The 10,364-nt window shown below is 57.4% G+C and carries 10 protein-coding genes and 2 pseudogenes; 7 read left to right on the top strand and 5 right to left on the bottom strand.

The features are described from left to right. A pseudogene (locus tag CG471_RS30370) lies at positions 1 to 275 on the bottom strand (hypothetical protein); the annotation flags it as partial. A gap of 54 nt (positions 276 to 329) precedes the next feature. Between CG471_RS30370 and CG471_RS27145 the strand changes: the two are divergent. The 3 genes from CG471_RS27145 to CG471_RS27135 are packed head-to-tail and all read left to right on the top strand — an operon-like array spanning position 330 to position 2,016. Further along, entirely contained in the window at positions 330 to 665 is a 336-nt protein-coding gene (locus tag CG471_RS27145) for an Arc family DNA-binding protein (RefSeq protein ID WP_051585583.1), read from the top strand. After that, positions 665 to 1,084 carry a type II toxin-antitoxin system VapC family toxin gene (locus CG471_RS27140; protein WP_037485327.1) on the top strand — a complete coding sequence of 140 codons (420 nt, stop codon included), beginning with the start codon at positions 665 to 667 and terminating at the stop codon, positions 1,082 to 1,084. Before CG471_RS27145 ends, CG471_RS27140 begins: the two co-directional genes overlap by 1 nt. 11 nt (positions 1,085 to 1,095) lie before the next feature. After that, positions 1,096 to 2,016, top strand: coding sequence for a HEPN domain-containing protein (locus tag CG471_RS27135; RefSeq protein WP_099234375.1), 921 nt, complete (start codon positions 1,096 to 1,098; stop codon positions 2,014 to 2,016). Between the two features lie 223 nt (positions 2,017 to 2,239). On the opposite strand, the gene CG471_RS27130 is transcribed toward CG471_RS27135, so the two are convergent. Continuing rightward, positions 2,240 to 3,085 (bottom strand): hypothetical protein, encoded by an 846-nt coding sequence (locus tag CG471_RS27130; protein ID WP_099234374.1) that lies wholly within the window; start codon positions 3,083 to 3,085, stop codon positions 2,240 to 2,242. 83 nt (positions 3,086 to 3,168) lie between these two features. Here CG471_RS27130 and CG471_RS27125 point away from each other — a divergent pair, with 83 nt between their 5' ends. From CG471_RS27125 to CG471_RS30365, 4 genes are all read left to right on the top strand, one after another. Further along, positions 3,169 to 3,921 carry a helix-turn-helix domain-containing protein gene (locus CG471_RS27125; protein ID WP_257211701.1) on the top strand — a complete coding sequence of 251 codons (753 nt, stop codon included), beginning with the start codon at positions 3,169 to 3,171 and terminating at the stop codon, positions 3,919 to 3,921. Continuing rightward, on the top strand, positions 3,921 to 4,052 hold the full coding sequence (locus CG471_RS31535; protein WP_257211700.1) for a hypothetical protein: 132 nt from the start codon (positions 3,921 to 3,923) through the stop codon (positions 4,050 to 4,052). Before CG471_RS27125 ends, CG471_RS31535 begins: the two co-directional genes overlap by 1 nt. Positions 4,053 to 4,136: 84 nt before the next feature. Next, complete coding sequence (locus CG471_RS27120) at positions 4,137 to 5,030, top strand: hypothetical protein (protein ID WP_218964292.1); 894 nt, start codon at positions 4,137 to 4,139, stop codon at positions 5,028 to 5,030. Next, positions 5,017 to 5,598 (top strand): hypothetical protein, encoded by a 582-nt coding sequence (locus tag CG471_RS30365; protein ID WP_180275815.1) that lies wholly within the window; start codon positions 5,017 to 5,019, stop codon positions 5,596 to 5,598. The genes CG471_RS27120 and CG471_RS30365 overlap by 14 nt, the downstream gene beginning before the upstream one ends. A gap of 172 nt (positions 5,599 to 5,770) precedes the next feature. Here the strand turns inward: CG471_RS30365 and CG471_RS27110 are convergent, their stop codons facing one another. The 3 genes and pseudogenes from CG471_RS27110 to CG471_RS27100 form a co-directional block, all read right to left on the bottom strand. Beyond that, positions 5,771 to 8,824, bottom strand: coding sequence for a DEAD/DEAH box helicase (locus CG471_RS27110; RefSeq protein ID WP_180275814.1), 3,054 nt, complete (start codon positions 8,822 to 8,824; stop codon positions 5,771 to 5,773). A 46-nt stretch (positions 8,825 to 8,870) separates the two neighbouring features. Continuing rightward, on the bottom strand, positions 8,871 to 9,665 hold the full coding sequence (locus CG471_RS27105) for a Hachiman antiphage defense system protein HamA (RefSeq protein ID WP_218964291.1): 795 nt from the start codon (positions 9,663 to 9,665) through the stop codon (positions 8,871 to 8,873). 335 nt (positions 9,666 to 10,000) lie between these two features. Beyond that, positions 10,001 to 10,237: pseudogene (locus CG471_RS27100) on the bottom strand (transposase); the annotation flags it as partial. Positions 10,238 to 10,364: the final 127 nt, after the last annotated feature.

Here is a 10,364-nt window from a genome sequence, read left to right as displayed (position 1 = left end):
GGCATCATCAAGCCAAATCTATATTTCCAAGCGGCCCGAAAATAGCCGAAGCCGAGCCCGCCGATGAAAAGATAGGGGTTCAGGACCAGCGCCATCGAGAGCGTAGCGACGCCCTCATGAGAACGCAAAATGTCGCGCGGAAGAAGGTAACCGAGCAGCAGAACCAGAAAAATGATCGCAATCCAGAGCTTGGAGTACCAGGGTCGCCAGAACCAGTCGCGCAGTAGCGGCCGTGCTAGCGGCTGTGGGATCGGGGATTTTCCAGGTTCATCCATGCTTCGGCGCCTCACGCAGATCTTGACAGATTTCCGCCTGTTCCGGGCAATGAGATGTCGCCGAAATGGCGCATCTTCCTTGCAAGTGATAGCATAACCGCTAATGTGATAGCAATTCGCTTGTGCTATGAGGAGGCCGTCGTGTCTACGGTGACTGTGAGGAATCTGCCAGATGAGGTTCATCGGGCAATCCGCGCGCGTGCTGTTTCCCATGGGAGAAGCACCGAAGCTGAAATCCGCGACATTTTAGAGCAAGCTGTGAAGCCGCCCCACCGCCTTCGCATAGGGGATGCTCTCGCTGAGATCGGTCGGGAAGCGGGCCTTACGGATGCCGACGCAGATTGGCTCACTCAGAAGCGTGGGCCGTCCGCCCCCATGAGCTTTGATTGATGATCGTTCTGGACACCAACGTTATCTCGGAGGCGATGAAGCCATCGACGGATCCGTCGGTGATCGACTGGCTCAATCGCCAGCCTGCTGAGACGCTCTTTCTAACCAGCGTGACCCTTGCTGAACTGTTGTTCGGCATCTCAGCGTTGCCGGAAGGCAAGCGCAAGCATGCTCTCGCATCGACATTGGACGGTCTCCTGAAACTGTTCGGCGAGCGGATCCTCCCGTTCGAGACCAAGGCCGCTCAAAGCTACGCTGCCCTTGCCTCCCATGCCCGGGCGGTCGGCAAAGGCTTTCCGACCCCGGACGGCTATATTGCCGCAATTGCAAAGGCGACGGGCTTTTCGGTCGCGACCCGCGACACGGCTCCCTTTGATGCAGTTGGGGTTACGGTCATCAACCCCTGGATTGCGAACTGACAGCCGAGATCATGCGAACGAACCTCGATCACCTTCCAGCTTCAAAGCAGCGTGAACTTGAGCGCGTGGTGCAGATCATCTTCGAGGAATTCGGAGACTCCAACAATCTCGCGACCGGCAAGCGCAAGGTAGGCCGCATCCACAAGATCATCCTTTACGGCAGCTATGCGCGTGGTGGATGGGTGGACGAGCCGCATACCGCCAAGGGCTATAAGTCCGATTATGACATGCTCATCATCGTCAACCAGAAGGAACTCACCGATCGGGTCCAATATTGGGAGAAAACCGACGAGCGGCTAACGCGTGAACTGGCGATCACCCAGACTCTCAAGACTCCGGTGAATTTCATCGTGCACACCTTGCAAGAAGTGAATGACGGTCTTGCCCATGGGCGCTATTTCTTCATGGATATCGCCAGTGAGGGGATCGCCCTTTATCAGGCCGACGAAAGTGAGTTGCACAAGCCGAGGCCAAAAACGCCAACGCAGGCGCTGGCTATGGCAAAGGAATATTTTGAAGAGTGGGTACCGAGCGGCGCGGGGTTCCTAAAGGGATACCGCTTCTACATGGGTGAGCGAGATTGGAAGAAAGCGGCATTCTTGCTCCATCAGGCAGCGGAACACCTCTACCATGGGGTGCTTCTCGTCTCGACCTTCTACACCCCACACGTCCACAATTTGAATTTCCTGCGCACACAGGCCGAGCGCCTCGATTTCCGCTTATTCAACGTCTGGCCGCGCGGCACGCGGGTCGAGCGTGCGATCTTCGAAAAGCTTAAAGAGGCTTATGTGAAGGCGCGCTACTCGAAGCATTATACCATCAGCGAGGAAGAACTGACCTGGCTCGGCACCCAGGTGGAGGAGCTGGGCCGCGTCGTCCATATCCTTTGCAGTGAGAAGATCGAGGAGTTGGAGGCCACTATCACCGCCTGATCGCACCTGCGAGAGAAAGTGATCTGGCAGGTTTTCGGCTGACCATGGGACTTTTTGGTCAGTCTGCTTCGGAGCGTTGCCTCCAAGTAAGCTGCCCTCCAAGGCCAATCGAACGACCGCTATCGGGAAGCCATGGCTGGGTCCAGTCCTGAGCCACCCCCCAAGACAAGCGGACGTTACCACGCTGCCGAAGTCTGGTTCCGGCGAGGCTCCGCGGACTGATCTATCGGCGCGGTCCTTGGCCGCAATTCACATAGGCCCCGATTGCGCCGAGGATATGCTTGACCTCCAGATGGACATCACGCGGCATCTCGTCATGGGTCTTGAGGCCGTCGAAGAAGGTCGCCACGGCGGCTGTCTTAAGATCCATGATGTGATTGACTAGTCGCTCTTCCGTGATGGTTTTCGATTCGCCCTGTCGAATCCACCGCGTGAGAAAGATGACGACGCACAACGCGTAGCGAAAGACGAATGTGTCGACCGCTCTGCGCAAGCCCTTTGGGTGGTAGCGGGGCTCGATGTTGAGCGACCGGAGCAGCAGTTTGTGAATGTCCATGCTCAGGTGGATCAGCTTCCGCTGAAGGTCCACGCTGTAGGGCGCGCGCTTGCGCAGACGGTCTAGTTCGCCCCGCTCGAAAATCGCAACGAGCCGATCGAACAAGGTGAGGATGTTTCTGACATTGGCGCGCAACTCTGCAATCTGTTCGCGGGACTGCTCCTCAATCTGAGTGAAATGTATGTCCGTCACATCGTCATCCGACACATTGATGACCGTGCGGCAATAGGCGCCAAAGTTTCCTGTCTGGACCGGCTCGATTAAGCGGTTCGCAAGACCCTTGCTTGCACCGCTGTCTCGATACAGGTCAGTGGTTCCACGCAGGACGATGACCTGCTTGGGGTATGCGCATAGCATTCGCAGGAGTTGCCTGCCGTTGTAGGCAGCGGCTTCCTTGTGGACCTCCACAAGCGTCATTTCGGAGATGACCGCGAAGTTTGCGGGCCGGGCTAGAAAGTCGGCAAGGGCGGCATCGCCTAGCCAGTTTGTATCGATAACGTAACGTCCACCCATGTCCAGCCCTTAGTCCTTTTCTGCCCTTCAATAAACTGACGTTCGATTGGCTCTCATTTTTGCAGGCGAGTTAGATCATAGTCATGGTCATGGAACAGCCCGCTTCCCCTGAGACATTCACGCTCGATCCCGCATCGATCGCGAACTTCGTAAAGCTCCAGCGCCAGATATGGGGCTGGAAGCAGCAAGCGCTGGCAAGCGAGGCCGGCGTCTCACTCGCCACCATCCAGCGGATAGAGCGTGGCGAACGGGTTCGTCCGGCGCAGCTTCGCAAGCTCGCGATCGCGTTCCGTCGGCCTGAAGACGAATTTTTGCGGGAGCGTGTTCGTCCGACGGCCGAGCAATTCGAGGAGAATCTCCGCAATATGTTCTCCTGGACGGAGGGGCGTGTTCCGGTTGATGTGGCGCCGTTTCGGACAGAACTTCAGCTTCGCGCGATGCTGGAAAGCTTCAGCCTGCTTGTTGACGCCGATCTTGAAGCCACAGCGGACGGCGATATCTCAGAATTGCGCGAATGGCTGGATCTGGCTAGCTTCGTTCAGGCGGAGCGCAAAGGGCTTATTGGGCCGAAGCCAGGACGTGATTTTAAGGTGCGTGAACTCTGGCGCGATCTGCTCGCTTGTGTGGAGCGGATCGAACGAACGCATGGCGCGATCTGCCTGACTGGCACCTATACGGCGATGTCTACTCCTAACAACGAGCCGGTTGAAATCGCGCTGCTGGCCATCCGGTCGCGTAACCGCGATCCGTCGGTGGCCAAGCTGACCCAGCTCTGGGCGGACGAGATGGTGGATCAGCGCCAAATGCTCGCCGACTATTTCGCGGATGAACGGTGATGGCGAGTGACCCCAAAAAGGGCAACCGCTTTGCGAGCGCCTTTGCCGATGAACTCGGAAAGTGGGCGGCCCGTCTTCTGATTGCCGGCATCGTTGCCGTTTTCAGCGGATATGTCACCTTCCCGACGTGATGCGCTCGCTCGCAGCAGCGAGACGACGGTTAAAGATGCGCACGCCCTCTACTTTATGTCAGATGCGCCTGATATGGATCGAGCATGTCCACGGTACAAACCAAAGTCCCTTATGGAAACCGCCAAGCGCGCGCGCTTTGCTCGATGTCCCAATCCGCGCGGCTCGACTTCATCGCCGAGGGCCTGCCAATCATTCTCAAGAGCGCACAAGGCTTTTGGAATGCTGCTAGTCAGCTGAATCAGTCCCCGCGCGAGGCGAGCGTGCTCGAAGGGTTCGCAGAAGAGGAAGCGGCAAAGACACTAATTCTCATTGACTTAGTGCGTTGCCCCGCCGCCCGCGTTAACGAACGTGTGGGTCGTATTGTGAAGAAAATATTCTATGATCACCTCGCTCGCCTAATATATGCGAAAGCGCAGGGATGGAAACCGATCAATACTACGCAGTTGCAGGAATATGTCGATTCCGAACGCCAGGGGCATTACCTCGAGGGCGGGATGAGCGAATATATCATGCCGAATTGGGCGTTATATAGTCGTGAAAGCACGATGTACGCCGATATTGAGATCCACGAAGATCTGAAGCCCCAATGGAGCGATCCCAAGGATTGGTCGGGCGGGGTTATGAGGACGCAACCGATATCATTGCTTTTGGCCGAGGCCCTGAGCGCGATTGGTGTTTTCACGCTGGCAGGCTTGCAGGCGACGGCCGAGATCTGGGGAACGGTCGATTTTATCGATCATCAGGGGGGCACAGAAACGCGCGCGTTGAAGCGAGAGCTTGCACGACGCTTGGAAAAAGAAGGCTTGGTGACCGAAGCGGCGACTGATCAACACGGTCACTTCTTCTACAATATTTGGCAACTTCCGATGTATAATATTGATTTTAGCAAGCAGGATGTCCCTCTGGAGGAGTTGGAGGCTGCGAGGGAAGCTGCCTATTGGGCGGAAGTGGGATACGAGCACCATGGCGAATATTAGGTTCGGTAGCAGCTTTGCTGACAGAGATTTATCACTTTTGCGTCGACACTTGCATCTTTTGGATTCGGAACTCGTGCCTTTATGCTTGGCGATCAAGCAATCTGGTGATCCTGATGGAGCCGGTCTGTGCGACAGTGCTGAGTATTTCATCGGCAACGGGTTCGTGGCCGCGCAACGCTATCTGACAGCCACGCGATCCGGGATTGGGGTTTGCGCTGCTGACGCATTTAGCTGCGCGCCGATGGTCAGTGCAGATTTATCCGTCGCGGCAGCCATCAACGCGGGAGCCAATTATTGGAAGCACATGGAAGAATGGTTTGAAACCCTCGGGAAACCGGCGGGAGAGTTGAAGGGACAAGCCATTAAGACGCTCCAGCAGATCGAAATCATAACGCCGTGGGCCGATTACACCTGCTCAAATTTATTGGCATCCCTGTTGGGTGGGAGGAGTCTTGAGCTTTCGCTCCTGGTTCCCGCAATCGAACTGTGGCGCGATAATCTTTATGCAATGCGCGATAATTCTGGTTCGAATTCACTCCAAAATCGCCACGTCGTGCTATTGTCCTAAAGGTCGGTCATTCCCATCGGCAGCACCGCTGCATCGACGGTGGCAGGCCTGCGCACGGCGATCACACGAAGGTAAAGCCATGTCATGGGAGGCACCCGTTCCACCTGAGTGTAGGTGCGACAAAGGAGTCGGCACGCGCTATGCGTGGAACCGCTGCTAGAAGCGCATCCGTTTATGCCCATCCGCCAAGCTCCGCTGCGACCGTCATGAAGTAGCTCGGGATGTTGGCTAGCACCGCACGCATCACCTCTTCCTGCCGACAGGCGCCTCGCACACCGCCGCGGTCCGTCACGTTACCCCACACTACGCCCAGGACTGTGGCGACGTAGCGATCCGCGAAGCCGGCCTCGTAAAAAGCAATCGCCGCCCTATCGGTCAGGCCATACTTAATTTGTCTTTGCAGCAATGCGGCAGCGGTGTGCAGCGCCTCATCAAGGCCTTCAGTCAAATCCGCGATCGAGGCAGCGATCATCGCCGCATCGAATCCGAAGCCGCTTTCGCAAAGAGCGACCGCATCCTCAACGGTAACATGGCCGCCGCTCACCCGAACGCCGGCTTCTCCAAGCGTCTTAAATATCGAGGCGTAGGTTCGACCTGCTACCCATTCCTGCAATGCGCGCGGAATAATTTCGGGGACACTGATCGTCCGGATCGCTCGAGAAGATACGAAGCGGAGGATGACCGGGGAGATTTCCGCAAAAAGTCGGCCTTCGATCGCGGCGGCGCGCAATGCATCAAGATTGCCCGCCAGCCATGTCTGGAGTTCTGCGACAGCCGCAGGTGGGAGCGGCGAGCGGCGAATGAGGGCGCGCTGATCGCCGTTCGTATTGGCTGTGATGGCGTCGCCGATCGAACGGAACACCTCGATCAATCGCAGACGCGTAGCGTCATCCGCCAGAAAATAGGCCAATGTATGGGTCGCCAGTTCCGTCGTGCGGGCGCTCAGATCCTCGCCGTCCGCGAAGGTCATGTTCGCCACTAGAAACGCAGCGATGTTCTGGACGGCTCGCGCACGCCCCTCAATGAAGCGCCGAAATTCCCGCTCGCTGATGTTGGGTTGCGCCGCCAGTGCCTCGGCTACGATCGCGTCTATGCGTGTAGCATCCGCGAATGACAGGTCCAACCAGACCGAGGATATCTCTTGGACTATAGGCGGCTGGCGCTGCTCATAGGGATCGAAGAGCGCCAGAATTGAACTACGTGACGGCTCCGAGTTATTGGCATCGAGTAGCTCAGTAGCCTTGTCCCAGGTCCATTTTCCGTTGAACTGCTCACGCTGATCGTAAATCGAGGGCGTCGAGAAAATAACGCTTCCTTCGGTGTGCATTCCCGCGCGACCGGCCCGGCCCATAAGATTGTGAAAGTCCCGGACCAATATCTGCTCACCGCCTTGGCGCGTCGACGTGACTACGAGATATTTGAGGGGGAAATTGACGCCCTGGGCAAGCGTCGATGTGCAAACGACGAATTTCGCGAGATCCTCTTTCATCGCATGTTCGATCGCCAGTCGAATGCCATGCGGGGTGTCGGCGTGGTGTGCAAAAATCCCGAGGCCAGCCGCTCGGGTGGCAGGCGCCGCAGCGCCAAGCTGGTACTCAGAAAGGGTCCGCAGCTTTTCGATCTCGGCTGCGTCGGATTGGGCCAATGGCCATTCCAGCTCCATCCCCCGATCCATTAGGTCGACTGCACGCGAGCAAATCTTGGTGACGCTGTCCTTCCGCCCGCAGAAAATTGCGACGCTTCCATTGCTCACGACGTGAAGGCCAAGGAAGAGCCCGACGTCACCGCCGGTCTTTTCGGGAAAACGGCGTTGGATGCGTTCCCGTCCACGTCGGGGGATTTCTATGTCCGCGATGATGCGCGGCACGAAGAATTCGCGCTCGGAGGGATCCTCTGGGCGAACATATTCCAGGCGTCCGCGCTGATCCTGCCAGCTCGCAAAAGCGACACTCTTAGTGGTCGGAAGCAACCCTTCCCCTCCAATGACCGCTTCGGGGTCGCCGATCAGCCATGCGGAAATGTCAGGTGCGTTGCCGATGACAGCAGAGATCAGGACCGTTTGTGCTCCCGCCGGGAGCGCCATCCGCAACGACGTCAGCAAAAGCTCGTATGTTGGGCCTCGGGTAATGCCGTCGAACTGATGGCCTTCGTCATAGATCAGCAGGCCGATGCGGGCAGCGAGTTCAGGCGCCCGTCGGAGCATGTAGAGCAGCTTCTCCGGCGTTACGATGAGCACTGAGGCCTGGGCGAACAGAGAATCGAGCACGAGATCGAGTTGAAAGGAGTCAGAAGCCTCATCGAGGCGCACGTTTTCACCGGCGAAGGCTGTAACGAGATCACTGCGGATATCGTGGCAGAGGGATCGATAAGGCGCGACAATGATCGCGAGGTGCGCCCGGCCCGACAGAAAGGCGGACCGGATGATGAGTTCGGTCGCGCGCGTTTTGCCGGCACTGGTCGGCATCTGGATCACGGCAGACCGACCCTGCAATATACCCGCTTGCGCTATGCGTTGCTGCGCCGGCCAAAGCTCGATCGGAAAATGCGCCTTGGCAAGGGCAGGACGCCAGAGATCGATCGAGAGTCCCGAGGCATTGGGGAGGATTGTACGTGACCCATTCTGAACTTTCAGAGCGCACAGGGCGCCGATGAGGTCGCCATAAAGGAGTTCGCGAGGCGACCCAGCACGATGGAAATATTGGCGGATGTACCGGATCGCATCGGCGACGGCCCCAGCATCAACTTCCAAGCGGAAGAATGATCCAAGCGTTTCGAGCACACGGCCGGTAGCCCAATGATGGGTATGGGGTTCTTCCACTGGTGTGAAGTCGTTGCGAATTATCCTGTAGAGCAGGATGCCAAGGCCACCGGACAAATCGACGTCCGGTGCGGGCATGTGGCGGGCGATGACCGCTGCACTGCCGACGTTACCGGCAATGTAGTAGGAGGCAGCACATAGGAGCGAGAACTCCACGGTCAGTTCAGCATCTAGTTTCGCATTGAGATAGGCATCGAAGAAAACGGATGCGAAACGCAAGGCGTCGCGAGGATTATGGGCTTCAACCCAACCTGCCGGCGTCGACATTCCCGTCGCAACAGCGACCTCGATCGTGTCCGCAACAGAAGCGGAAATATCGCCAAGGATACCGATTGCAAGCGCGAACAGCATGGACGGATCGCGGGGAAGCTGATTGAAGTCACCCGGCGCGACCCGGAATTCGTGCATCTTCGCACGTGCTCGCGCGGTCGACAGGATCGTGAGAGAAGTTGCTTCAGGCCTCATCGGCCGCGCGCTCGTAGAGGGCGTGGACAAGGGTCATCAACTCTGGGCCACGAATGACGATTAGGCGCAAATTCTCCTGATTGAAATGGGCGGCAGCTGTTGCGACTGTCAGATTTGTCCCGGCGAACACTGCGTCGTCAAGAATGGCCGCAGCGCCATTGATGCGTCGGAAAGGACGATCCGCAATACTCTGGAATCGCTCGACGCGGCGAGCATCGTCGATCGCGCCACGGTCTACGAAGCGCCGTTTGATCGCGTTGAGACTCATGCCCTCGCGAAGCCTGTCCTTGATGCTGTCATCAATCGCGTCCTGCAGACGGTGTGCTTGGCTGGGGCGAAGGCCCGATTTGGATTCGAACACGAAGAGTTCGTCATCGGGGCCGGGAACGGCGTTGGCGAATTTGAAACCGATGACGTCACATCCCTTCGTGGAGTCGTTGCGGTTCCACCGATCTTGATACCGAAGCTCGCGAGGGCACCAGTATCCAAGGAAATGTTCGATATAGTCGGCCACAAGGATTTCGCCGAAATCGCCTGAGCGCAGACTCGGACCGGAGCCTTGCGTGCGATCGGGGAACAGTGTCGATCGCAGATATTCCGCATGGGATTGACCCGTACCGCTTACCATGAGCGGCAGATCGGCATCTGTTATGTAATGCTCTCGGAAGTGCTTCGCCCATGACGAGAGGATCGCAGCATCTTCCTGGGGCGTCAGTGCCCAAATCTGAATCTCTCGTCCGCAAGCGGCATTTTGCCGCTGGCCGGTGTCGGTAAGCCACGCCAAGTGGCTAGGTACTGGCACAACTTTCCCCCTATGCCCCATCTATCTGATTGATTTCGGGCTTATACGCCATACGCCGGACGCGACAAGAAATAGCAAGAGTGATCTGTGCGTAATTGGCGGGTAAGTGCAAAGAATTGTGCGAATATCTCGTGGTTGTGTCAGCTGGCGGCACTTAATAAGCTGCTCGTAGCGCGCAGCCGTGGGCGTCGCCTGTTTATACGGCTGAGGCAGCGCTGCGGCATGTTGGCTTTCGAAGTCGAACGAGCAACATTAATTAGGTTTCGCACGAGAACCGGACCGTCAGCACTTATACCGATCTCTAGCGCGTAGACTCATTACGCGTTGCACCAGAGGCGAACGCATATGAGTTTGATGGCGGCGAGGAAGTTGTCGGGATCCTTGTCGTAGCGGGTGGCGATGCCGCGGAACTGCTTGATGCGGTTGAAGAAGCGCTCGACAAGATTGCGCTGCTTGTAGAGCCATGGCGAGAAGGCGAAGCGCTGCTTGCGGTTGGATCGATTGGGAATATTGGCCCAGACGTTCCTGGCCGCAGCGGCTTCACGGATGGCGTTGGGGACTGTCAGGATTTCCGTGTGTGGCCGGGCATAATGGGCAACAAGGAGTCCCACTATGTCACGACGCAAAGAACCTGCCATACCGAATGAGCTTCTCGATCAGCTTTTGGCGGGCGGCGCTGCC

This window comes from Sphingobium sp. IP1, from assembly GCF_002708645.1.
In the GTDB taxonomy this organism is placed as follows: Bacteria; Pseudomonadota; Alphaproteobacteria; order Sphingomonadales; family Sphingomonadaceae; genus Sphingobium; species Sphingobium yanoikuyae.
The sequence above is the reverse complement of the archived record's forward strand: the minus strand, read 5'-3'. Positions and strand labels throughout refer to the sequence as shown.

Excerpts from the sequence above, each read along its gene's own strand:
- CG471_RS27145 (WP_051585583.1), top strand. The coding sequence starts at position 330 with ATGTCGCCGAAATGGCGCATCTTCCTTGCAAGTGATAGCATAACCGCT.
- CG471_RS27140 (WP_037485327.1), top strand. The coding sequence starts at position 665 with ATGATCGTTCTGGACACCAACGTTATCTCGGAGGCGATGAAGCCATCG.
- CG471_RS27135 (WP_099234375.1), top strand. The coding sequence starts at position 1,096 with ATGCGAACGAACCTCGATCACCTTCCAGCTTCAAAGCAGCGTGAACTT.
- CG471_RS27130 (WP_099234374.1), bottom strand. The coding sequence starts at position 3,085 with ATGGGTGGACGTTACGTTATCGATACAAACTGGCTAGGCGATGCCGCC.
- CG471_RS27125 (WP_257211701.1), top strand. The coding sequence starts at position 3,169 with ATGGTCATGGAACAGCCCGCTTCCCCTGAGACATTCACGCTCGATCCC.
- CG471_RS31535 (WP_257211700.1), top strand. The coding sequence starts at position 3,921 with ATGGCGAGTGACCCCAAAAAGGGCAACCGCTTTGCGAGCGCCTTTGCC.
- CG471_RS27120 (WP_218964292.1), top strand. The coding sequence starts at position 4,137 with ATGTCCACGGTACAAACCAAAGTCCCTTATGGAAACCGCCAAGCGCGC.
- CG471_RS30365 (WP_180275815.1), top strand. The coding sequence starts at position 5,017 with ATGGCGAATATTAGGTTCGGTAGCAGCTTTGCTGACAGAGATTTATCA.
- CG471_RS27110 (WP_180275814.1), bottom strand. The coding sequence starts at position 8,824 with ATGCACGAATTCCGGGTCGCGCCGGGTGACTTCAATCAGCTTCCCCGC.